This is a genomic window from Leeuwenhoekiella sp. H156 (assembly GCF_052218455.1).
Lineage (GTDB): Bacteria > Bacteroidota > Bacteroidia > Flavobacteriales > Flavobacteriaceae > Leeuwenhoekiella > Leeuwenhoekiella parthenopeia.
In genome coordinates this window covers 784,663-807,827 of sequence record NZ_CP197499.1, presented here as the reverse complement: position 1 = coordinate 807,827, position 23,165 = coordinate 784,663, and the positions used below count along the sequence as shown (strand labels likewise).

Genomic DNA, 23,165 nt, shown 5'->3' with positions numbered 1-23,165 from the left:
GCCCGCCCGAACGCCCTAAAATTTATGATCCCTATGGAAAAACTGACCAATAAAGAAGAAGAAATTATGCACGTTTTATGGAGGCTCGAAAAGGCTTTTGTGAAGGAGGTGCAGGCAGAACTGGAAGATGAAAACCTGCATTACAATACGGTGTCGACTATTGTGCGAAATCTGGAAGAGAAAGGGTATGTGGGGCACAAGGCTTTTGGGAAAACGCATCAATACCATCCTTTGATAAGCCGGGAGTCCTATGGCAAGAAATTCTGGAATGAGGCCACCCGCCGGTTTTTTGACAGTTCGTACAAAAATATGGTTTCGTTTTTTGCTCAGGAGGAGAAAATAACGGCAGACGAGTTGCGGGAAATACTTGAATTAATCGAGAAAAAGCAATAGTATGGATTTTCTCATTTACCTATTGAAAAGCACTGCCGTGTTGAGTCTGTTTTACCTGACTTATCTGGTTTTGCTGCAGAAGGAGACTTTTTTTGAAACCAATCGCAAGTTTTTGCTGGGAGGGGTTTTTGTAAGTTTTGTACTTCCGGTGGCGGTATTTACCCAAATCGTTTATGAAGAAATGCCGGTTTTTGATTTTACGGTGAATACGGTTGGGGTTGCGTTGGCAGAAACACCTCAAAATTCATTTGAATTTGGAATTTGGGAAGCTGTTTTAACCGGTTATCTACTGGGAGCAGGGGTTATGTGTCTTCTTTTTGTGTGGAAGCTTTATGAGCTGCTGCGTTTTTTAAACAGGCAAAACGGGAAGCTTGAAAATGGGTTTAGAATCATTCAGGCAGAAGGACTGGAGTCTCCGTTTTCCTTTTTTAAGTATATCGCAGTTGATAAAACCCGCTATAGTTCTGAAGATTTTGAAATGATCCTGGCTCACGAACAGGCTCACGCACGTCAATACCACAGTCTGGATACCCTTTTAATGCAACTTGTGCTTATCGTTAATTGGTTTAATCCACTGGCCTGGTTGTATAAGAGTGCCGTAATTCAAAATCTGGAATATCTCGCCGATGCCACCACCGCAGGTACATTATGCAGTCCTAAAAATTACCAAATGGCACTTGTAAAAGTTGCTGTGCCCGGGCAGGTACCTGCCTTAACCCATTCATTTTATCAATCATTCATCAAAAAACGAATAGTTATGTTAAACAAACAATCATCAAGCAAGGCCAATCAGCTGAAACTGGCAGTCATTTTACCGGTACTCGCGGTATTTATCTGGAGTTTTAATTTAAAAGAAGAAGTACGCTATTTAGAATCAGGCGAAGAGCCCGAAATGGAAGTAGCAGCAAAGTCTTCATCAGTTGGAAATGGGTCTGAAGTTACTGATGAGAATCTGGAAGCTGTTAAGCCGTCTCCTAATGAAGATGAGCAAACCCGTGCTTTACATCAGCAAGCAGCTACTGTGCAGACTTCATTTAAACGGGTAATTACTAATACGTTTACTAAAAGTGATCTTAACGCACTCGCTAAAGAGCTCGAATCGGAGCATCAGGTGAGCTTTAACTTTTCAAATGTAAAATACAATGCATCAGGATTATTAACATCTATAAAGATTAGTGTAAAGGATAAGGTTAGCGGCAATCAGGCCAGTTCCAGTTATTCAGGGGATAAGCCCATAAGTGACATTGCAATCTATAGAACCGAGGACGGGACTTTTGGGGTAACATCGGCTTCCAACAGTATTTTACAGGGCACGAGAAGTAATGCGGCAGCTAATCAAGATCTGGCAAAAGACTTGGAGGAAGCTATCGCCATACGTAAAGCTGAACTGGAAATGCGCAAAGAAGAAATGAAAGCCGAAATGGAATTGCGTAAAGCCGAGATGGAGGCAGAAGTTGAATTACGCAAAGCTGAGATCGAAGCTGAAATGGAATTACGGAAGGCGGAACTTGAAGCAAAACGGGAACTACGGGAAAAAGAAATGGAAGCTAAACGCGCAGAAATGGAAGAGCTTAAAGTAATTGGTTATGGAAAGTCTGGTTCTACAAATCAAAACAGCCGTTTTAAAACGCCAGATAGTTCCTATCTAAAACCTAAAGAAACTTTTTTGTTTGGTGCCCCAAATAAAGGATTCAGTTTTGTCTTTCGTGGAACCGGAGAAAAATCTGATGAGCGAATACCTCTCATTATCATGGACGATAAAGAGATCAGCCAGGAAGAACTTCGGCTACTTGATCCTAAAGACATCGAATCTTTCTCTGTAATAAAAGACGATTCTGCAATTGAAGCTTATGGAGAAAAAGGTAAAAACGGAGTGATATTAATTACTACAAAATCGAAGAAAAACTAAATATTTTTCAAATCTGTAAAAATCCGCTGTAATCTTTTTACAGCGGATTTTTTTATGTCTTAAAAGATGAAATGTTCTTTTAGGAGCCGTTTTTAATTCATTTGCCCCTTGAGATTTTAAAAGTTGCCGAAAAAGCGCCTATAAAAGTTACAGTTGTAAAGCTTATGGGAGTTATAGGGTTTATAATTTATACAGAATTGAAGGGTTTTGTGTTTTGGTTTTTGGGTAAAGTCATTTTTTTACTTACAATACTGTATTCACTTTTATTAATAGTTGTGCAATTGCTTGTGGGAGTGATTTTTACTTCCGTATTTGTGATCAAATAAAAATTAATCAATCAAAAATCACAATCATGGTCACACTTATTTTAACACTTATTGAAACCATTTTCGGATAATCCTAAAATAGTCATAACACCTTCTGTAAGCGCGCGCAGAAAGGGGTTAAAAGCTTAAATTTGAGATACTAACCACTCAAAAGGGAATCCTGCTATGAAGAAAACGTTTTTTAAAACGCTTGCCAAACTGAATAAAAAGGTTTTACCCAGCCTTACGAAAAAGAATGTTGATCTGGCTAAAGCCAGTAAGCTGCAACTGGCCTTATTTGGCTATAAATTATGGGTGACAAAGAATGCTTTAGATTAATAATGCAGTAGGCTGTGCAGGTTATAGGGACTTAATTTTTTTCTTCCGTTAAGAAAATCGAGTTCCATTAAAAAGTTGCATTGCACTACTTTACCACCACAGTGTTCTACCAGGCGACAAGCCGCAGCGGCAGTGCCTCCGGTCGCCAGAACATCATCGTGAACGATTACCAGATCTCCTTCAGCAATACTTTCCGCCTTTATTTCAAGACTGTCTGTTCCGTACTCTAAATCATAACTTTCGCTCAAAATTTTTCCGGGGAGCTTACCGGGTTTTCTAACCGGCACAAATCCTAATCCTAGTTTTTGAGCCAGTAAACTGCCAAACAGGAATCCACGGCTTTCAATCCCGATTACTTTAGTTGCTTTGATGTCGTATAATCCTTTTGCCAAAAGCTCAACAGCGTAATTGGTAGCCCTGGCGTTTGCCAACAGGGGACTTATGTCTTTAAAGACAATTCCTTCTTTCGGAAAGTCGGGTACGTCTGTGATGTAATTCTTAAGATCCATAATATTGGTTTTGATTTTAGCGGTCAGGATGTGTGTAAACTAATTCGCAAAATATATCTTTAAAGCTACAAATAGTAATCAATACCCCATGGAAATTTTGATGAGCCAGTTTTTTGGAGCACTTTATGGTTTTTTGGCCATTGTATTAGGAGCCTTTGGCGCGCACGCTTTAAAAAAGCATTTTACACAGGAGCAACTCGCCAGTTTTGAAACGGGAGTGAAGTACCAGATGTATCACGCCCTGCTATTACTTGTTTTGAGCTTTAATCTTGGTTTTAATACAGCGCTAGAAGGTTATATAATCACCTGCCTTATTTTGGGTACTTTTTTATTTTCCTTCTCCATTTATGGTCTTTGCCTTTCGGGTGCATTGGGCAGAAAATGGAAGTTTCTAGGGCCGGTAACCCCTTTGGGCGGGCTGCTTCTTGCAACTGGATGGTTGCTTTTGGCCTACATTTTTATCAAAGATTTTATGTTCTAAAAAAAGAAAGCTCCAGATAAATCTGAAGCTTTCGCACTTATGTATAATTAACGCTAAAAATTCTATGTTATTAAAGGCGGCTAATCCAAATAAATAAACTCAAATTTCTTAGTCAATCTAATTACTTAAAAGACGACCTGAAATTACAGATGTGACAAAATTTTACTGAAAAAAAGTAAAATTAACATTTATGGGTAGCCGGCATAATTTAAATCGCAATTGCAGTCGCTTGAGCAGTAGATTTATCTGCCTTAAACAGATTTTGATAGTGCATCACATTTTTAACACCTTCGAGTTTGCAAAGCACGGTTATGGCTTCACAAAGACCTTCAAAAAGAATTTCTTTTGATTGGCGATCCTCAGGTCTAAAGGAATTGCGTTTAAGGGGCAATTGATACCCGCAGCCTCTTAAGAATGCAGCTTCAATTTGAATTAATTCGACGGGAGAGTAGCCTTCAAATTTTTTACCGAAAGCCTGATTGACCTGGCCTACATAGCTTAATCTTAGGGAGCCGTGCCCTTCGGTAAGATGCTTCCAGCTTTCTGTGTTGTTCAAAATATTGCCTACCGCACAGCTTTTACAGCACTCCGGATCAAGCCTGTTTTCGTGAAATGCCGTATACAGTTTTTGCAGAGCCTGATCTAAGCGAACATTTTTCATAATCTTTTCTTTTTTATAAAGTTACAAAATCTGAGATTAAACGTAATTTGTGCTTTGTAATCTTTTGTATTCTTTACTATCACATGTTTTCTATGTTTAAAAACCTATTCATTTTTCTCGCAATTGGTTTTTTGACTTTTTCACCACGGATTTGTACGCTTTGGGCTCAAAATACGAGTGAAGAACATATTAAGGCTGAACTTCTAAAAGCTCAGGAACTCTCGTATAGTAATTTTGACGAGGCAATCACTACACTTACCAATGCATACCTGTATACCAAAGAGCACGAGATTCCTCTGCTTACCGCCGAAGTACTGTATACCGCAGGCTGGATTTATTATGTAAAAGGGATGTATGATGAGTCGCTTACTCATTTTGTTGAAGGGCGTAATCTATTTAGAGAACAAGGTGACTATACCGGTGAGGGAAAAGCGCTCATGGGTAATGGTCTGGTGATACAGGCATTAGACCGGCATAAGGAAGCGATTGCGATCTTTAGCGAAGTAATGAAAATTTATGACGCGCATCAACTAGAAGAAAAAAAGGCAGCTGTTTTTATAAATCTTTCTATTTCTTATATCGAGCAGCGTGAGTTCGATAAAGCTTCGGGGGTTTTAGAAGAAGCCCGAAAGCTAGCTGAGCGTAATAATTTAAAGGGTATCTTACATCATTACCACAATAAATCTGGAGAGGTAGCCTTTCAAATCAAGGATTTTGATAGTGCAATTAAACATCATCAGGCAGTTTTAGACGACTCTCAGGAAGCCAATGCCTGGGAAAAATCTTATGCCTATGCAGGATTGGCTCAATCCCATCTTGCCCTTAAGAATTTTGAGCTGGCAGAAGAGTATGCTCTCGAGGCCATGAGTTTTGCCAAAGGATCACAATCGATCTGGGATCTGGAGCGTAATTCAGCTATTTTATCATCGGTTTATGCGGCGAGGGGTAACTCTGAAAGAGCTTATGAAGCCCTGAAAGAAAATCAGCGTTACCGGGATTCCCTTTATGATATTAAAACGACTCAGCAGATTAATGTAATGCGGCTTGAGGAAAAGGAGATCGAAAATCAGCAGCTTACTGCGGCGATGGAGCTCAAGGAAACGGAGTTAAATTCCAAGCGAACGCAACTCATCGCTTTGGGTATTTTTGCGTTATTACTCGTACTGATTCTGTTTTTAACCTGGAAAAACTACAAGCAGAAAGCCCGCTTTGCCGAAGAATTGCATCAAAAAAATCGGGTTATTGAAACCAACCAGGCCACGCTTTTAAAGCGCAATAATGCACTTTCAAAGCTTGATGAGCATAAAAACAAACTGTTTACCATAATTTCTCACGATTTACGATCACCCATAAGTTCTATACGACAAGTGCTGGTATTGGCAGAATCGGGACTGGTGAGTCCGGAAGAGTTTGCGAAGCTCACCGGGGATCTTAAAAAGCAGACCGATGCCACTTTGGTGATGATTGATAATTTATTAAAGTGGTCTCATTCGCAGCTTGAAGGTGTATTGATAAATCCATCTCAGGTAGACCTGGTCGAGATTGTTTCCATTGTTTTGGAGACCTACAGTGCCGGAGCTGAGCTCAAAGACATTCATCTTACGAGGCAAAAGGATCTGCCTTTTATTCTGGTCGATGCCGGTCATTTATCGGTGATTTTACACAACCTGATTTCAAACGCGCTTAAGTTTACGCCGTCAGGTAAAAGGATTGAATTGAGTTACGAGCAGCAATCAGCCTGGGTAAAACTTATAATAGCTGATGAAGGCACCGGTATGAGTGCCGAAAAATTGAATGAGATCAAATCAAATCAGGAGCAAATCCTTTCAAAAGTGGGTACCGAAATGGAAATAGGCACCGGTCTGGGCCTGACGGTGGTTAAGCAGTTTCTGGAGCTCAACGATGCCACGCTTGAAATTGAAAGTGTTCCCGGTAAAGGCTCTACTTTTGTGGTTTGCTTTAAAAAAGCGCCGGTTGACCCGGGTTCATAAGGAAGCATTTAACTTAATCGATTCTGATTTTAATCCTTTACCACTTACTTCTAATTGGATAGTACCTCGTTTTTCTGAGGATTGAACCAATACGACCAACTTTCCACTGAACACTTGCATCGTGGGTTTGTGAAATAATTCCAGAGACGTGGCATCACCGTTACAGGCAGCGCGAAAGCTTCCGGCACCGGTTACCTTAAAGTTGAGTTGGTTTGTCGCAGTAGGACAGGGGATACCGTTTTTATCGACTACCGATACCGTAACAAACGCAAGATCTTTTCCATCTGCATTAAGGGTGGTGCGATCTGCTTCCAGCTTTAAGGCATAGGGTTTTCCGGCGGTTTTGACTTCTTTCTCAGCAACAGGCTTATTGTTTTCGTCTAAAGCAATCACTTTTAAAGTTCCGGGCTCATAGATTACGTCATTCCACATCAGGCGATAGCGAGTTTGTGGAGTAGAATCGTTTTTGATTTGAATTCCCTGGCTTTTTCCATTCACAAATAATTCGGCACGATCATAACTGGTATAAACAAAAACCGGAGTCTTCTGGCCCTCGCGACCTTCCCAGTTCCAATGGGGCAATATATGCAGGGTTTCATCCTGGGTATTCCAACGGCTCCGGTATAAATAATACCGGTCTTTAGGGATACCGGCAAGGTCTACCATTCCAAAATAGCTGCTGCGAGACGGCCAGCTGGTATCGTAAGGCGTGGGTTCGCCCAGATAATCAAAACCCGTCCATACAAATTCACCAATTACCCAGGGTTTATCATCTTGCAGGATGAAGTCGTCTTCGGGTAAATTAGACCAGCTGCAATATTCCAAATCGTAAGACGAACTTTGAAAATCGGGATATTCTTTCATACTCGCCTTTTCAACCGGAAACTTATAAATTCCACGCGAACTAACCGTCGAGGCGGTTTCAGAACCCAGAATAAAGCCCTGAGGAAATTTCTCATAGGCCTCATCGTATAGATGCACGCGGTAATTGAGTCCGGGAACGTCGAGAATAGCACCAAAACCAGATTCCATCGTAGCTTTAACCTGATCCATCCCTACGGTAACGGGACGGGTAGGGTCTTCTTTATGAAACAACTCCTGAAGCCATCTGGCTCGTTTTACGCCTTCGCTTCCGTACTGGTCAGGAACTTCATTGCCCGCACTCCACATCACGATTGCCGGATGGTTTCGCGTAGCGCGCACTAAATTTTCGACATCGCGTTTGGCATAGTCATCAAAGAAGCGGTTGTAGCCATTTTCAACTTTTGGCTTTTTCCACTCGTCAAAACTTTCCGCTAAAAACATAAAACCCATCTCATCGGCTAACTCCAGTTGCTCAAAGGAGGGCATATTGTGCGCGCTGCGAATGGCATCACAGCCCAAATCTTTTAAAATCTGCATCTGTCTGCGCAGCGCAGCTTTGTTAACCGCAGTTCCAATAGGCCCCAAATCGTGATGCAGGCAGACTCCTTTAAATTTTCGGGTTTTACCATTAAGCTGAAACCCATTTTCTGCGGAATAATGTATTGACCGAATACCAAAGGTGGTGGTGACTTCATCTTTAAGTTCATCACCGGCGTAAAGTTTGGAAACAGCAGTATAGAGGTAGGGATTTTCGGGACTCCACAATTGAGGTTTTTCCACTTTAATATTTTGCTCAAATTGATTTAGGATAGATTGTGTACTTTCATTTTGAGCGATTTCATTTCCTTCGGTATCATAAAGAGTTGTCGTCAACCTAAGATTTTCGCCCGTAAATCTTGTTTTTATAGTAACCTGCGCGACTTCTGCTGTTGCTATCGGAGTGGTTATCGTAGTTCCCCATTGGTCAATACTTTCGGCATTTTTAATGATAAGGCTAACCGGCCTGTATAGGCCTGCCCCGGGATACCAGCGTGACGAAAATTCTTTATTAGAAAGTTGAACGGCCAGGGTATTTTTACCCTCAAGCAGTTTATCACTGATGTCAAAATAGAAATAGGCATATCCATAAGCCCACTCGCCAATTTTCGCTCCGTTGAGGTAGACCTGCGGTTCGCTCATCGCCCCTTCAAAAAGCAGAATGGCCTTTTTGCCTGCTGCCCAATCAGCAATTTCAAAAGTGTTACGATACCAGCCGGTTCCGGTAAACGGGAGAGCGCCGGTGCGACCTGTTTTTTCTGTTGGTATTTTCTCGCCGTTTTGAGTAATGGCAACGGTTTGTTTGTCTATTTCCTTATCAAAAGGACCATAAATAGCCCAGTCGTGAGGCACAGTTACCGCCTGCCAGCCCGAATCGTCAAAACCTATTGCTTCAGCAGTTGCTGCATCGCCTTTATGAAATTTCCATCCTTTTTCTAATTCGATTACAGAACGGGATTGGGCGCTGCAAATAATTGTCACAAAGGAAAAAAACCAAACGAACTTAATATTCATAAATATAAATTAGGAAATAAAATTACAAAGTTAAATCGAGTTGTGTGGATATTAAAACCCGCATAAATACTATTGTCAGACATAATTCAATCTTGTCAAATAGTCAAAATAACTATAAGTAAATTGAGGTAATTGCGGTTTTTGTTCTTTTTTTTTAGAAAATTAATAGTATTTTTAATGTGAAAGATACACTTATTAAACAACAAACTATGCAAAACAACAACTTTAATTGGAGCAGAGCAGCCACAATTTTCACTCTGCTGATTTATTTAATGGGCCAGACTTTTAGTTTTGGACAGACCAAACAAGAAGTACAAGGTGTTGTGACTTCTGAGAACGGTATGCCTATTCCAGGCGTTAATGTTACTGTTAAAGGTAAATCTGTAGGTGCAGTGACAGATTTCGATGGAAATTTCCTTATTGAGGCGGATTCTGGAGATATACTTGTCTTCAGTTATGTAGGCTTCAAACCCAAAGAAATTACGGTAGGTAGTGAAAGTCAAATTGATGTAAGTCTAGAGGAAGACACTGCTAAACTTGATGAAGTGGTAGTAGTAGGTTATGGCAAACAGCAACGGAATACACTGTCTGGGGCAGTTTCTGAAATTAAATCAGAACAACTTGAACAAAACCCTACTGCAAACCTCAGTAATGCCTTAGTTGGGCAAACCTCTGGTATTATTGCTACACAAAGATCTGGTGAACCAGGAAGAGACGGGTCTCAAATATTTATAAGGGGTATTGGAACAACCGGAGATGCATCGCCAATTTATGTAATAGACGGTATTGTGCGTACTGCACGTGATTTTTCACAGCTTAATGCTAATGAGATTGAATCGTTTTCTGTTTTGAAAGATGCTGCAAGTGCTGCAGTATTTGGAGTACGTGGGGGTAACGGTGTTATTTTAATCACTACTAAGCGTGGTAAAAAAGGTGTAATGCAAATAAACCTGACTACAACTCTCGGAGTACAGGAGCGTACACGGGACCCTAAATTTTTGAGTGCATACGAATACGGAAATTTGTATAACGAAGCTCTAACAAATCAAGGTGATGAACCTCTTTATACTCAAGAAGAATTAGAGCTATTCAGAAACGGTAGTGATCCTGACAATTACCCGAACACGAATTGGTTTTCTGTACTTAACAAAACTGCTCTAATTCAAACCTATAATATTTCGGCAAACGGTGGATCTGAAAAAATTCAATATGCGACATCTTTTGGAGTTTTAGATCAGGATGGTATTGTGCCTAATGACAATTTCAAACGATATAACTTCCGGTCAAATATTGATGCAGATGTTACAAATACAACACGTCTATCGTTTGACGTTTCCGGACGTGATGAAAAAATCACATCTATAGGAAGTCCAGAGGTTTTTAGATGGCTTACGTCAACTAGACCAGATATGCAACCTATAAAATGGTCTAATGGCGGATATTCAAACGGCCCTGCCTACCTTACATTACCTGAGAATGGATATCGAAAAGAAGGTATTCAGGCATTTAAGGGAAGAATAGAACTGGAGCAAAAACTACCGGTTGAGGGTCTTACTGTAAGAGGAATTGCTGCTTATGATAAAACTCTAACTGACGTAAAAAACTGGTCATATGTTAAAATTCCATTTTACACCCAAGATGGTAATGGAGGCTTTCAGGAAAGTGTAAGTGGAGCAGACGCACCTTCTTCGCTGTATCAGAGCAATAATGACTTTCAATCATTAACCTTACAGGCTCATATCAATTACGAACGCTCATTTGGAGATAGTGATATTTCAGCTCTTGCTCTTTACACCCAAACTCAAGAGAAATGGCGATTCTTAAGTGCTTTTAGAGATGGTTATACCTTAGCGATAGACGAAATCGATTTCGGAGGTACGGCAAACCGCAATAACCGTGGTTACTCAGGAAGTAGTGGTCGTCAGGGTTTTGTAGGTAGAATCAACTGGACCTATAAAGATAAGTATATCCTTGAAGGAAGCTTTAGAACTGATGGCTCAGAACAGTTTGCTCCAGGTAAGCGTTGGGGCTTTTTCCCGTCGGCATCTGCGGCCTATGTATTAAGTAAAGAAGCTTTCTTGGAAAATTCGGAAACAATTGACTTTTTAAAATTAAGAGCTTCTTATGGTGTTTTAGGTAATGACAGAATTGGAAATCAACGTTTCCTATATCTACAATCGTACAATGTAAATGGAAATGCTGTTTTTGGTGATGGTGATGTACAGCCAGCTATTTTTGAAGGTAATTTGGCAAATCCCGATGTGACTTGGGAAACAGTGAAAAAATTGAATATAGGGGTTAATTCTATTTTATGGGATGGTGCTCTTTCTGTAAATGTGGATTATTTCTTTGATCAGCGCAGTGATATTTTAGGATATCGCAATTTAACTGTTCCTGATTTGTTAGGTGTTAGTCTTCCTGTTGAAAATCTAGTTGAGATTAATAATCGAGGTTTTGAACTTGAACTGGGTCATCGTAATTTTCTATCTGATGATTTGAGCTATTCGCTGAATGGTAATCTAACCTTTGCCCGAAATAAAGTGATTTTTATTGATGAACCTGTGACTGAAAATCCGAACATTCGACGTACTGGTTTACCCCTAGGAACGCAATTTGGGTTACGAGCTTTAGGACTCTTCCAATCACAGGAAGAAATAGACAATGCTCCTACCCATTTTGGGGATACTGCGCCTGGTGACATTCGTTATGCTGATGTAAATGATGATGGCTTGATTGATGATAATGACCGTGTGGCAATAGGTCCTTCAAACACACCAGAGATTATATACGGTATACGAGGAGGTATCGAGTATAAAGACTTTGATTTTTCATTTTTATTTCAAGGTGCTGCACGTGTAAGACAGTATTACAGTGGTGAAGCAGCATGGCCGTTCTTTTTGGGTACAGGTAATGCATATGAAAAAAACCTGGACCGTTGGACTCCAGAAAATACTGATGCCAGTGAACCAAGAGTACTTATTGATGCCACTAATAATCATCGAGGTTCTTCTTTTTGGTTGAGAGATGCCTCATATATCAGACTTAAAAATATTGAGATTGGGTACAACTTACCTATAAGTAATGAGAATAGTTTAATTCGTGGCATGCGTATTTATGTGAATGCAAACAATATAGCAACCTGGACTAAGATTGAAGATTACGATCCTGAAAATGATAATGGCCGAGGTTGGGGATATCCGCAATTACGCATTTGGAATGTGGGATTAAATATGAATTTCTAAAATTAAAGTGATGAAAAAGTATAAAATAAATATTGTTAAAATTGGTGTTTTGGCAGTTCTGGGTGTTTTTACCAGCTGCAACGACGACTTACTTGATCAGGTTCCCAAAGACTCATTAACTGAGGAACTCGTTTGGACTGATGAGCAGGGGGCAATACAGTTTGTAAATGGTATATACGGCAGTATGCCATCTGGTTTTGATCGTAATTATGGAGGTTGGGCAAAGGGACTCTACCTTCTAGACGGAACTACAGATGATGGAGATGTTAGTATGCAATGGACACATTCAAACCAGCTTCAGTCAGGTGATTTCTTGCCTAGCAATGTTCCTTGGGGGACAACCTGGGGAGACTATTATCGTCTTGTACGTAAAGCCAATGCAGCACTGGAGAATTTGGACAGACTAGGCAATGAAGAGTTGAGAGATCGCTTAAAAGGAGAATCTCATTTTTTAAGAGCGTTTATTTATCATGAGTTATTGAGACTTTATGGCTTCAATGAAGACGGTAATGAGCCTACCGGAGTACCACTAATAGATCGTAGTCTCACGTTAGAAGATGATTTTGAAATTCCTAGATCAACTTATGACGAAGTAGTAGATTTTATTATAGCTGATTTAGATGCAGCCTTGACTTACTTACCTTCAAAATCTGAAACAGTTGCGGGTAGAGCAACTGTAGGAGCAGCAAATGCACTCAAAAGCCGTGTTCTTTTATATGCTGAAAGATGGCAGGCCGCTGCTGATGCCGCAGAGGCTGTTATAGGAACGGAATACAGTTTATATTCCGATTACAAGCAAATTTTTCTTGAAAAGAATAACTCAGAAATCATCTTCGCAAAGAAGTTTCAATATCCTGATAAACACCATCAAACAAACGCTGGAGGTACACAAGGTGCCGGTTGGGATGTTTACAATACACCGAATACTTTCCGTGGTAGCAGTGATGGTGGATGGGGAGGTAATTTGCCCACTCAAAATTTTGTTGGTTCCTATGATATGATTGACGGCGAGCCTCAGGAATCGTCTGATTTATACGATCCACAAAATCCTTTTGAAAATTTGGACCCCAGATTTGAAGCGACCGTGGTTCACGATGGTGCTCAATTTAGAGGGCGCGAGATCCAATTATATGAAGGCGGTTTAGAAGGGCAATCCAGCACATTTATGACTACGGGTTATTTTCTGAGAAAATTTCATAATGAGGATTTGGTAATTTATTCTCAATCAAGTGATCAGGATTGGATTTTTATGCGTTATGCAGAAGTCTTATTAAATTATGCCGAAGCACAAAATGAAGCTACCGGCCCTGATCAAACTGTTTACGATGCTATAAACCAAATAAGGAATAGAGCCGGAATGCCAGACTTAAAGATCGGTTTGTCTCAGGCTGAAATGCGTGAACGCATACGTAATGAACGCAGAATAGAACTGGCTTTTGAAGAACACCGCTTTTTCGATATAAGACGCTGGAGAATAGCCGAAGATTTGCTCAACGGACCGTTAATGCGTATGACCATAATTAAAGAAGGAGATAACTATACTTACATAAAGGAGCCTTTTGAGACGAGGAGCTTCCCTTATAAATTATACGTGTTGCCTATTCCGCAAAACGAGATAGATAAAAACCCTGCTGCAAAGCAAATATTAGGTTGGTAATAAACACCAATATTTAAAAAGAAAAGTTCCGAGATGTAATGCTTCTCGGAACTTTTTTGTTTGACATCAGTTTTGTTCAGGGTATAAATATTTTATAAATGTCCTAAAGAATTTACAACAGCAATAGCGGTGCGATAAAACCCAGACGGACTTCATTTTTGTTATAGCCTGAAGCACCCAGCGCATCGATAGCATAATCTGAATAGTCGTAATACCGACCAATGTAAGCGAAATAGAATTTGAAATTGAGGTCTTTAAACGGACTGTAGTAAACCGTTGGGATCATCCCGTAACTTGTGCGTATAAAATCATTGCCCGCTTTAGCGTTGTCATACGCGCTGCTGGTCATTAAGGTGAGTAAACCCTGAAATTTTGGGCTGAAACGGTATTCTGCACGCAGCCAGTTTTCGATGTAAGTCACATTCTCTGCGATAGCACCATCATTGCGGGTGCTGGTCACAATACCCTTAGTGTCAATTTGCTCATAGCTGTAGTGAAAATCATACATCAGTGTCAAATTTTTGTTTTGGTATTTGTTGCCCAGGGTAAAAAAGGTCGTTCCGCGGTCTTTGACTTCAGTCGAATTGCTGAAGCTGTAAATGGTTTCAAATTTACCGCCAAAAAAGCTCCCCCGCCAGTTAGCTACAAAAGTCACCGGCCAGTCCGGTTCCTGAATATTTTCATCTACAATATCACCATACAGGTCTTCATACAGAGCCGTTCGGGAATTTAAAACCTGCGCTCCGAATTTATGATTTTCAAATGCCTGCCAGGTTATTCCGGCGCCGGTAACAAAAGCCAGAGCATTACCATAAATGTCATTGTATTCTAAAACATCGCGAGCGATAAACTCATACTCATAACCCCCGTAAAAAGCAGTCATTTTACCGGCATACAGATCAAGTTTTGAACTTAATTCCAGGTCAATATAAGCCAGTTCAATATTACTCCCCAGACGGTCGAGGCTCTGTACATCGGCATCTTTATTGAAGCGGTTCCGAAACTGGAAATTGAGCTTTTCATTAATTTTTGCTGAAATTCCCAGCGCGGTGAAGCCGTTTTCAAACTGTAAGCCATTATAATAATTATCGCCGCCCCTAAATGTATAAGCCTGAAAATCCATACGCATATCAAAAGTGATGTTGATGTTTTTAAGAAGGCCTGCTTTTTCGATAGGGAAGATGGGTTCGTCCGGGCTACCGTCTTCCTGGGCTAAGCCAAAAAGGCCTAATAGTAAAAACAGGATACTTAAATACGATCTGGTCATAGCTTGGTTGTAGGTTGAAATCTTTAGCAGGTCGTTCAGATGGACAAACAAAGGATTTAATGCTTTTTGAAGTTACTAAATTTATTTGAACCTCGATTTGAAGGAAGTTTATGGGTTGGTTGATGGAGTGAGAAATTACTGAGAGATATGGTTGTATTTGGGCCTTCGTGTTAATTAAATAGAGCTGAGGAATAATATAGGCTCAACGATTTGGAGGTTATAATGTGTAGGTGTAACCAGAAACAAAAAAACCCCGCTGTCCGCGGGGTTTGATTGAATTCTTGTGACCTCGCCAGAAGTCTGTATTTTTATTAAAAGCCTGAAAAACAAAGGGTTCAGGCGGTTTTCAAATTTGGTTCCTCTAGGATAACTACCTTTAGTTTTGATCCTAAATGATTGACTTTCAAATCAAAGGTACAGTTTTAATTTAAATTGGCAAATTCAAGTGTGTTTCTTTACCTATTTCAATCACATTAGCTGGTAGTTTTAATGTGTTCTTGAAAGTCCAGGTAATAAACTTTCGCGTCTTACACTTACTGAACCTCTTCAACGAATCTAAATGCTTCCAGTTCCGGGATTTCCATCAAGGCTTTAAGCGAACTCCAAAGCAACGGAGAAACGGTATTTAAGTATAATTTCATGCTATTCAGCCAGGCTATAGTGCTTTACATTTTCTTCAAAAGAAGGCAGATAACTGGTTTTGATAGATTGAACAACCTTTGAAATAGTCTGTTTCCCGTAGTATTTGATTAGCTCCTCGATTTCCTGCTTATTACCACGTTCCAGCACCCGCTTAATAACAGCGCGTTTATTTTTATTCCAATCTATTCTATCCAATTGGGTATCCCAAAAAAGAGCTTTTCTGAAACGCTTTAAATCCGGTGTTTGCTTAGGCTTTGATTCTAGTGCCTGTTGTACATCATAACTGGCTTGTAGTAATGAAAAGTAATCTGCAGGTATGTCGAATAGTTGAGCCAGCTTAATAGAAAGCTTAGGATTTACCGCTCGTCGTCCGTTCAAAATTGCACTGAGCGTTTGCTTATGCTCATCAATAGACCGCGCCAGATCACTTGCGTTTAGGTCCTTTTTTTTTAGAGCTCGATTTAAAACTGCTCCGGGATGAACACCTTTTATTTTCTCCAGATCGGGTAACATGGCAAATTGTTTTTGCAGAGATACTAAATATAGTAAACAGAAATATTTACTGTTCTATCATTGTACGGGCTTCAATTTAATTAACTTACAATGAGCAGTTACTAATAGAAAACCACTTAATCCCGAGGCTTCGGGAGGTTTAAATGAATGCATTTTATTAGAATTATTGGGTTGTGCAACGATTACCTTCTTTGTTGCCAGTAGTTTTTTTAATCGCGAGGTAATACGGTTATAAATATAGCTTTTCTATCTACATTTTTATATTCCGATTTCGGTGTAGTTGCAAAAAGCCAAAGTCGAATAGTTTCTCCGACAAACTCTTTAGGTATCTCAAATTTGAACATATTATTTTTTTGCTGAATATGAAAACCTCCATCATTTCTTAAAGCATAAATAATTTCTCTATCTTTTGGGTCGTTAGCTTCAACATAGATTTCGTATTCGTCTCCAACTCTCAAAGTTGGTGTTTGTCTTTTATGACCTGGGACGAACCAAATATTACCTAAATTATCATTGATTTTAGTGATTTTTATAAAATAGTCATCTTTCATTTCATTCTTGTTGTAGTAGATCGTAATTGAGTTTTTTAAGTCTGACAAAATTCCTTTTAGCAAATTTTTCTGACTATCAATTAAATCTCTTCCGTGTGCCACAGTATTACGAAATTGTTCTACTTCATTAAAAAACACAAGAAATCGCTTTTTATCATTTAATATTGGTAAAAATTTCTCCCAATTTTTATCTATGATTGTTTTTAGGTCGTAAAAGTCTGAATAGTAAATTATTCTATTCTCAAATAGAACTCCATTATTCTTTTTTTCTTCTATCGTTCTTTTTTCTTTCCACTTTTCAATTCTTTCAGGTGCAACTTTATAATCTGTATTATCATCAGTTCCAATGACATTAAGAATCAATCTTCGTAAAGTGTTTTCGTATTCGTTCGTCATTTTTTCAAATTATTGTCAACGGTCTCGGTTATCGCCAGTTGGCGGAGTAGGGGACGCGGATTTGTCGGCTTAGTATTGGTTTGTTGGTCAAGTTAATTATTTTCTTACTAACGGTGCCGCTTATTGGCGATGAACCGTTGTTGTAGGCAGTATTTTTTAGAGCTTTACTTTGATCTCTAAATTCCCACTAGTCGCTTTGTATGGTTCAAATATTATAATTCTTTCTCCCTCACCGTAATAATCAGTATACCATCTTTCATCAATATTTCCTGATAGACTCATAATTGGTTTATTATCTATTGAATGAAGTTTAATTAAAATTGTGTCATTAACATTTCCTTTTACCCAAATGTTCATCATCGCATATGGATAATTTTTATATGGTTTTACGGAAATAATTTTGGGTTCTGAAAAATCTGTAATTTTTATTTTCTCATCATCTTTGCCACAGGAGGCTAGAAGAAGAAAGACTATATAAAAGTATATATTTTTCATTTTACTGATTTGTTGGGGTTAAAACTGAACTATTTGTCGCTTTCCAAAATCCGCCAGAAAATTCCAAATTGTTTAAGTATCTTAAATTTCCATTATCCAATGCTTGTTCTACCAAATCCACAATTCTTCCCGCGCCATAAGCAATTTGCCTTCCCTGTGCATTATTGTGAAGATCCATTTGTGTTTCCTTAAAGTGATTGGGATAATCCGGGTCATAATTAATATCTTCGTGTGCAGTTGTTAGATGTTCGGTAATGGATTCACCAATATAAATGGTGCTAAGTGCATTCCAATAGGTATGCTTGAAGGCATCCCCCAACCTATTTCGCACAGGTTGCGGAAAATGGCTTTCAGAGTATATATAAGCTTGTGTCGCTGCCCTAAGATAACCTTCTTTTTGAAAAACGCTGAGTTGGTCAAACAAATCTCGTTCAGCAGCAGACATACTTGCCCTATAATTCTGCGCAATTGTAGGATTGTAAACTAATCTATTGAACATATCAATATCCCCATTATTCATCAATGCTATGATTGCTTCTATGGCGAAAGCCTCGTATTCATCAATGTTGTTGTACTGGCTTTCATCCAAATAATCGTTTATAGCCCTTATATTCTCTATTGATGAACTATTACTTATCCAGTTAATCTGTAGGGTGTTTAGATCGGGAACCAATCTATCTATTAAATTATTTTTTTCAATATCGTCCATTGAGGTAATGCACCCATCGCCTCCACTTAAGCCTGTTGTCTGTGTATCACAAGGAGGTGTCGGTATTGTCGGCGTACCTCCGCCAGTTGATCCGCCACCTCCTGGACCTGAACCATTGTTTACGGGATAGCCCCCATTGGCAGAATCCCCGGCATCTATCGTTTCAGGGCAGGGGGCATAACTTATGTTTATGATATATTCCCAAGATGTACAACTGTAATGTGTAGGGTTTTCGGAAACGTCCTCTGGTGAGTGGTTGTTGCCCAAGTTGCATTCCCATTCACCTGAAGCCGTGTCAACACACATATCAGTTGATGAACTTTTTGAAGATTCAAAGTATAGAGTTTCACTTGGTGACTTTGATAAGAAGTCATCCTTATTGAAAAAATCATTTTCTAAGAATTTCACATATCCTGTAAATGGTTGGCTCATATCCGCAACCCATTCGTTGGAAGGCTGATATTCAAAAAAATTAGAATTGACTATTTCTTCCTCGTTGTTTACTTGTATCACCAAATTGTAAAATCGATTTTGGACTGAATAAGTTAGAACCTTGAAAGTGTAGAAGTTAATACTGTCGTGCTGGATTTCAATTATTTCATCCGTAAGTACGATTATGTCCGAATCGGAATCCAGACTGCGGGAGTTTTCTGATTTGGAGTTTTTGAAATCAAAATATTTCTCCAATCTTTTGAATTGTTTAGAGTTAGGCACCTTTTTTTTAAAATCATTAAAGTCAATTCTTTTAACTCTGTTTTCATTTGACTGTTCGATTTGATTTTGGTCAATTACTTGATCCTCTTTCTCACAACTTATAATACTGATTAAGAATGAACTAATTGTTAAAATTTTAAACAATCTTGTGAATAATTTGATCATTTGCTTACCGTTTTTGGTTAATATTTATTTACGTCTGTTTGGTCCATATTGCCTACAACTAGTTATACCAAAACTAAACAAACTAATATCCCCTCAAAATTTACGGGATATCAACACTTTAGAGTTACGTTTATAAAAATAGACATTTGTCTTTGAACCATTTAACAGAAACCCATACATTAATAAAATGTAGTGTGAATGCAGAGTTTTAATATTACGGGCCTAAAACAGGCCAACAAGTGTATGCAGCTCTCCGCTATTGCCTACAACATTAAGAAGTACCTGAAGTTTATTGAAAAACGACCGTAGAACAAGCATTTACATCAACTCTAACGCACATTAACTTGCAATATTTATCAAAAGTCTAAAACTAGAAAACCGCTTAATCCCAAGGCTTCGGGAGGTTAAAATAGATCGATTTTTTAGAAATTATGGACTTGTGCAACGGTTACCATTGTTGTGCGTTCGTTTTTTATTCCACTTTAATTTTACTTAATTCAGTTTCAAGCATTGAATGTATTTCCTGAATTAAAGTTACATAGCTTTTATTTTTTCCATCATCTATCATTAAGTTATTATATTGACTTTCGATAGAACCGGAAAACTCGATTGCTCTTTGTCTTATCAGATATATTTGTTTTCGTAAATTACTTATTAATTCTACGATTGGCTCCAAGCGAACATCAAAATCCTCTTCTCCGTTTCTTATTGCCAATGCTTCTTGATTAAAGAATTTCAGGACAGTCTCATCAATTTCATTTAAATCAGTCTCTTTTATTGGGTTTCTGTCCTCGTCAAAGGATTCCTCTATTATTTTGTAATAGCGAAAAATAGTTTCGTTAGCAAGAGCGCTTGCTGGATATTCTAAATAATTTTCTGAATTTTTCTCTCTTTTGTAAATATTTATTAACTCTGATAATCTATCCATTAATTGAATTAATCCACTTCTGACTGCATTTTTTTTATCGAACATATCTTTTGAGTGGTATTCATATTTATCATATAAATCCCTAAATAATTCTGGTAAAAAATCGAGAATGTTATATAGATTGCTAAACTCTTTAATCCACCTTTCTCTGTGACTGAAAAACTCACTAAATCCGTTAAAAATTGAAAGTCTATCAATTTCTAAAATTCTCGCATAATTTTTTGAAGGTGTCCTAATCAAGAAATTAGTTTGAAATGGAAACTTTTTCTCGTTTTCAAAAAATTCTTTTAAATTTTTTGCCTTTGATTTAATATCAGATTCTATTGCTGTTAAATCGACTTTTAGTAAGTGCAACTTATTATAATAATCCTTTCTCTCAATTAAAAGCCTTAATTCCTTATCCTTTTCTAAACCTTCTTGGAATTGCGTTATTTGTATTTGGTTGGCCTTAATTTGCATATAAAATGCTAAAAAGGTTAGAAGAACACCTGCTAAAGCTATAAAAGGATTGATAATTCCTCCGATTGTATCCCCAATTTGACCTGTATTTGTAAAATCAAATTTCTCAGAGCTTGATGCAGATGTGAAAATCCAAGGTGATACAAAAGAAAATAGAATAACAATTACTGAAATTCCCAAAATCCATTTAGTTACACTATCTCAATGTTTTATTTTCAGCTTCTCTTTATTACTCATAGGTTCTCAAAATGACGCACAACTTGTTATATCAAAACTAAATATATACATATCCCCTTAAAATTTACGGGATATCAACACTTTAGAGTTGTGTTTATAAAAGTAGCTAATCGTTTTAAAATTACTTTACAGAATCTCGTAATCCACTAAAAATGTATAGTCCTTTCAGGATTAAGAACCCCTAATGTATAGCTCTAGCCGGATTAAGACCTTAGTTTTAGAGCAAAAAGATCCGAAAATCAAGCCTCAGGCAGGGCATCCCCTAGGCAAAGCCTACTCAAAGCCTAGGATAGAGTATGAAGAGTGTATGAAAATGGCTTTTGGAAAGTAGAAAATTAAGATTTCCTTAACTTTTAAGTATATGATCTGGAAAAAAGTACTGATTTGGAGTAATCAGTCAAGAGGATAATTTTAGGAAATAGAATTCATCTCTTTGATAAACTTGTCAATATCGATTTCTATCCCCAACATAGCTATCTTCTTTTGACTTAATGTTTTGGTAAGTAAAACGAGCTTTTCTAAAGTAGGATTTGCATCTCCTCTTTCTATTGAGTCAATTAATTACTTTGTTAGCCCAATAGTGTTATCTGCCAACTCCTGTTGTGAGATCTGTTTTTTGCTGTATTCCGCACTTGGAACGGATCATTCTCAAAAGTTGTGTGTGAATTGAATGAATAGTTTGATTTTTGTTTTCTAAACAGGAGGCATTGGACGCATATATAGATTTACTTAAGATTTTATTACCAGAATTATTGATTACCCATTTTAACCTTACCGGTCATCAAACAGAGGGAGATATACTGCACCTGCATTTTGAAGAAAAACCAGAGGTCCCTAAAGAGTTTTCTTCAAGCCTGGTCACAGCGCACGGGTTCCATAAAGAAATAACCGTTCAGGATTTTCCTGTGCGTGGCAAAAAAGTATTCCTGCATATAAAGCGACGTCGATGGCTCAACAAACAAGACAAAAAAGTTATTCAGCGTGACTGGAACTTAGTAGCACAGGGAACCCGAATGACCGTCGAGTTTGCTGCTTTTTTAAAAGTACTTAATCAATACTAAAGCTTCTGACTGTCATACCATAGGTGGGTTCTACGGAGTAAACGGTAAAAAACTTCAACGCCAGTACAAAGACCAATTAAGCGACTTCAAAACTTGGGAGCAAAAACCACATGCTAAGCAATGGCTCATCTTTCCAGAGAATATAGGAAGATACTTATCTATTGACGAAACTGCGCTATCCAGAGGGGAGCTCTACACCATAATCACAAATAAAAAAGCAAAAGGTAAAAAAGGATGCATTGTTGCGATCTTTTCCGGCACTAAAGTAGAGCCTATCATAGAGCAGCTCCTTCAAATACCAGCAAAGAAACGAGCCAAAGTCAAAGAAATCACTTTGGATATGGCTAATTCAATGAAGACCATTGCAAGAAAATGTTTCCCAAAAGCAATACAGGTTACAGACCGATTCCATGTACAGAAACTGGCACTGGAAGCCTTACAGGATATAAGGATCAAACACCGATGGGATGCTATAGATATGGAGAACGAACAAATTAAACAAGCCCGGTTAAAACAGAAAAGTTTTACTCCCAAAACCTTTGACAATGGGGATACCAAAAAACAGTTATTAGCCAGGAGCCGGTATCTGCTCTATAAAGCACCTTCAAATTGGACAGAAAACCAATACCAGCGAAGTAAAATACTCTTCGAGCACTATCCAGATATAAAGTTGGCATTTAAGCTCACACAAAGACTTAGGGATATATTCAACAAAGCAAAGTCAGTGGAAGTGGCTTATACAAAACTGGCTCATTGGTATAAAGATGTAGAGAACACAGGATTTAAGGCATTCAATACCATTGCTAATACCATAAACATTAATTATAGATCAATACTCAATTACTTTATAAACAGAAGTACTAACGCTTCAGCTGAGTCCTTCAATGCAAAGATCAAAGCATTTAGAAGCCAATTTAGAGGAGTAAAAAACATAGAATTCTTTCTATACAGATTAACTACAATTTTTGCTTAAACACAACAATTAGGATTGATCCCTTGGAACTTTATTTCTTAGCTCCAAAACTCGTTCAATCAGAATAGGGAAGAGGTATAAACTAAAAAAACCCCGCCGTCTGCGGGGTTTGATTGAATTATTGTGACCTCGCCAGAAGTCTGTATTTTTATT

The 23,165-nt window shown here is 38.4% G+C and carries 18 protein-coding genes and 1 pseudogene; 10 read left to right on the top strand and 9 right to left on the bottom strand.

Annotation, left to right across the window (positions count from 1 at the left end; all coding sequences use genetic code 11):
* Positions 1-33 precede the first annotated feature (33 nt).
* From ACSSS3_RS03285 to ACSSS3_RS03275, 3 genes are all read left to right on the top strand, one after another.
* Positions 34-393 carry a BlaI/MecI/CopY family transcriptional regulator gene (locus ACSSS3_RS03285; protein ID WP_228229522.1) on the top strand — a complete coding sequence of 120 codons (360 nt, stop codon included), beginning with the start codon at positions 34-36 and terminating at the stop codon, positions 391-393.
* A 1-nt stretch (position 394) separates the two neighbouring features.
* Positions 395-2,302 carry a M56 family metallopeptidase gene (locus tag ACSSS3_RS03280; protein ID WP_442846440.1) on the top strand — a complete coding sequence of 636 codons (1,908 nt, stop codon included), beginning with the start codon at positions 395-397 and terminating at the stop codon, positions 2,300-2,302.
* Positions 2,303-2,793: 491 nt separating this feature from the next.
* Positions 2,794-2,946: an SsrA-binding protein gene (locus tag ACSSS3_RS03275; RefSeq protein ID WP_228229520.1), complete on the top strand. Its 153-nt coding sequence runs from the start codon at positions 2,794-2,796 to the stop codon at positions 2,944-2,946.
* Here the strand turns inward: ACSSS3_RS03275 and ACSSS3_RS03270 are convergent.
* A complete protein-coding gene (locus ACSSS3_RS03270; protein WP_442846439.1) occupies positions 2,943-3,455 on the bottom strand; it encodes an adenine phosphoribosyltransferase in 513 nt (170 codons plus the stop codon). The genes ACSSS3_RS03275 and ACSSS3_RS03270 overlap by 4 nt on opposite strands.
* Positions 3,456-3,543: 88 nt before the next feature.
* Here ACSSS3_RS03270 and ACSSS3_RS03265 point away from each other — a divergent pair, with 88 nt between their 5' ends.
* On the top strand, positions 3,544-3,936 hold the full coding sequence (locus tag ACSSS3_RS03265) for a DUF423 domain-containing protein (protein WP_442846438.1): 393 nt from the start codon (positions 3,544-3,546) through the stop codon (positions 3,934-3,936).
* A 208-nt stretch (positions 3,937-4,144) separates the two neighbouring features.
* Here the strand turns inward: ACSSS3_RS03265 and ACSSS3_RS03260 are convergent, their stop codons facing one another.
* The gene (locus ACSSS3_RS03260) at positions 4,145-4,597 is read right to left on the bottom strand and encodes a Na(+)-translocating NADH-quinone reductase subunit F (protein ID WP_228229517.1); all 453 of its coding nucleotides are present in this window, start codon (positions 4,595-4,597) and stop codon (positions 4,145-4,147) included.
* A gap of 92 nt (positions 4,598-4,689) precedes the next feature.
* Between ACSSS3_RS03260 and ACSSS3_RS03255 the strand changes: the two genes are divergently transcribed.
* A complete protein-coding gene (locus tag ACSSS3_RS03255; RefSeq protein ID WP_442846437.1) occupies positions 4,690-6,588 on the top strand; it encodes a tetratricopeptide repeat-containing sensor histidine kinase in 1,899 nt (632 codons plus the stop codon).
* Here the strand turns inward: ACSSS3_RS03255 and ACSSS3_RS03250 are convergent.
* The gene (locus ACSSS3_RS03250) at positions 6,583-9,003 is read right to left on the bottom strand and encodes a DUF4982 domain-containing protein (protein ID WP_442846436.1); all 2,421 of its coding nucleotides are present in this window, start codon (positions 9,001-9,003) and stop codon (positions 6,583-6,585) included. The genes ACSSS3_RS03255 and ACSSS3_RS03250 overlap by 6 nt on opposite strands.
* 209 nt (positions 9,004-9,212) lie before the next feature.
* Here ACSSS3_RS03250 and ACSSS3_RS03245 point away from each other — a divergent pair, with 209 nt between their 5' ends.
* Entirely contained in the window at positions 9,213-12,245 is a 3,033-nt protein-coding gene (locus ACSSS3_RS03245; protein WP_228229514.1) for a SusC/RagA family TonB-linked outer membrane protein, read from the top strand.
* Between the two features lie 10 nt (positions 12,246-12,255).
* Entirely contained in the window at positions 12,256-13,902 is a 1,647-nt protein-coding gene (locus tag ACSSS3_RS03240) for a RagB/SusD family nutrient uptake outer membrane protein (RefSeq protein WP_228229513.1), read from the top strand.
* 112 nt (positions 13,903-14,014) lie between these two features.
* Here ACSSS3_RS03240 and ACSSS3_RS03235 read toward each other — a convergent pair whose 3' ends face one another.
* The 5 genes from ACSSS3_RS03235 to ACSSS3_RS03215 form a co-directional block, all read right to left on the bottom strand.
* A complete protein-coding gene (locus tag ACSSS3_RS03235; protein ID WP_442846435.1) occupies positions 14,015-15,169 on the bottom strand; it encodes a porin in 1,155 nt (384 codons plus the stop codon).
* 642 nt (positions 15,170-15,811) lie between these two features.
* The gene (locus tag ACSSS3_RS03230; RefSeq protein WP_442846434.1) at positions 15,812-16,324 is read right to left on the bottom strand and encodes a helix-turn-helix transcriptional regulator; all 513 of its coding nucleotides are present in this window, start codon (positions 16,322-16,324) and stop codon (positions 15,812-15,814) included.
* A gap of 209 nt (positions 16,325-16,533) precedes the next feature.
* Positions 16,534-17,271 carry a hypothetical protein gene (locus ACSSS3_RS03225; protein WP_442846433.1) on the bottom strand — a complete coding sequence of 246 codons (738 nt, stop codon included), beginning with the start codon at positions 17,269-17,271 and terminating at the stop codon, positions 16,534-16,536.
* A gap of 156 nt (positions 17,272-17,427) precedes the next feature.
* The gene (locus ACSSS3_RS03220) at positions 17,428-17,766 is read right to left on the bottom strand and encodes a hypothetical protein (RefSeq protein ID WP_442846432.1); all 339 of its coding nucleotides are present in this window, start codon (positions 17,764-17,766) and stop codon (positions 17,428-17,430) included.
* Position 17,767: 1 nt separating this feature from the next.
* On the bottom strand, positions 17,768-19,354 hold the full coding sequence (locus tag ACSSS3_RS03215) for a DUF6973 domain-containing protein (protein ID WP_442846431.1): 1,587 nt from the start codon (positions 19,352-19,354) through the stop codon (positions 17,768-17,770).
* A 216-nt stretch (positions 19,355-19,570) separates the two neighbouring features.
* On the opposite strand from ACSSS3_RS03215, the pseudogene ACSSS3_RS03210 reads away from it, so the two are divergent.
* Positions 19,571-19,654, top strand: a pseudogene (locus tag ACSSS3_RS03210) (transposase); the annotation flags it as partial.
* Between the two features lie 172 nt (positions 19,655-19,826).
* Here the strand turns inward: ACSSS3_RS03210 and ACSSS3_RS03205 are convergent.
* The gene (locus tag ACSSS3_RS03205; protein ID WP_442846430.1) at positions 19,827-20,921 is read right to left on the bottom strand and encodes a hypothetical protein; all 1,095 of its coding nucleotides are present in this window, start codon (positions 20,919-20,921) and stop codon (positions 19,827-19,829) included.
* Between the two features lie 764 nt (positions 20,922-21,685).
* On the opposite strand from ACSSS3_RS03205, the gene ACSSS3_RS03200 reads away from it, so the two are divergent.
* Positions 21,686-22,039, top strand: a complete 354-nt coding sequence (locus ACSSS3_RS03200; RefSeq protein WP_442844504.1) for an ISAon1 family transposase N-terminal region protein — start codon at positions 21,686-21,688, stop codon at positions 22,037-22,039.
* Positions 22,029-23,012 (top strand): ISAon1 family transposase, encoded by a 984-nt coding sequence (locus tag ACSSS3_RS03195; RefSeq protein WP_442847391.1) that lies wholly within the window; start codon positions 22,029-22,031, stop codon positions 23,010-23,012. The genes ACSSS3_RS03200 and ACSSS3_RS03195 overlap by 11 nt, the downstream gene beginning before the upstream one ends.
* Positions 23,013-23,165 lie beyond the last annotated feature (153 nt).

Excerpts from the sequence above, each read along its gene's own strand:
- ACSSS3_RS03285 (WP_228229522.1), top strand. The coding sequence starts at position 34 with ATGGAAAAACTGACCAATAAAGAAGAAGAAATTATGCACGTTTTATGG.
- ACSSS3_RS03280 (WP_442846440.1), top strand. The coding sequence starts at position 395 with ATGGATTTTCTCATTTACCTATTGAAAAGCACTGCCGTGTTGAGTCTG.
- ACSSS3_RS03275 (WP_228229520.1), top strand. The coding sequence starts at position 2,794 with ATGAAGAAAACGTTTTTTAAAACGCTTGCCAAACTGAATAAAAAGGTT.
- ACSSS3_RS03270 (WP_442846439.1), bottom strand. The coding sequence starts at position 3,455 with ATGGATCTTAAGAATTACATCACAGACGTACCCGACTTTCCGAAAGAA.
- ACSSS3_RS03265 (WP_442846438.1), top strand. The coding sequence starts at position 3,544 with ATGGAAATTTTGATGAGCCAGTTTTTTGGAGCACTTTATGGTTTTTTG.
- ACSSS3_RS03260 (WP_228229517.1), bottom strand. The coding sequence starts at position 4,597 with ATGAAAAATGTTCGCTTAGATCAGGCTCTGCAAAAACTGTATACGGCA.
- ACSSS3_RS03255 (WP_442846437.1), top strand. The coding sequence starts at position 4,690 with ATGTTTAAAAACCTATTCATTTTTCTCGCAATTGGTTTTTTGACTTTT.
- ACSSS3_RS03250 (WP_442846436.1), bottom strand. The coding sequence starts at position 9,003 with ATGAATATTAAGTTCGTTTGGTTTTTTTCCTTTGTGACAATTATTTGC.
- ACSSS3_RS03245 (WP_228229514.1), top strand. The coding sequence starts at position 9,213 with ATGCAAAACAACAACTTTAATTGGAGCAGAGCAGCCACAATTTTCACT.
- ACSSS3_RS03240 (WP_228229513.1), top strand. The coding sequence starts at position 12,256 with ATGAAAAAGTATAAAATAAATATTGTTAAAATTGGTGTTTTGGCAGTT.
- ACSSS3_RS03235 (WP_442846435.1), bottom strand. The coding sequence starts at position 15,169 with ATGACCAGATCGTATTTAAGTATCCTGTTTTTACTATTAGGCCTTTTT.
- ACSSS3_RS03230 (WP_442846434.1), bottom strand. The coding sequence starts at position 16,324 with ATGTTACCCGATCTGGAGAAAATAAAAGGTGTTCATCCCGGAGCAGTT.
- ACSSS3_RS03225 (WP_442846433.1), bottom strand. The coding sequence starts at position 17,271 with ATGACGAACGAATACGAAAACACTTTACGAAGATTGATTCTTAATGTC.
- ACSSS3_RS03220 (WP_442846432.1), bottom strand. The coding sequence starts at position 17,766 with ATGAAAAATATATACTTTTATATAGTCTTTCTTCTTCTAGCCTCCTGT.
- ACSSS3_RS03215 (WP_442846431.1), bottom strand. The coding sequence starts at position 19,354 with ATGATCAAATTATTCACAAGATTGTTTAAAATTTTAACAATTAGTTCA.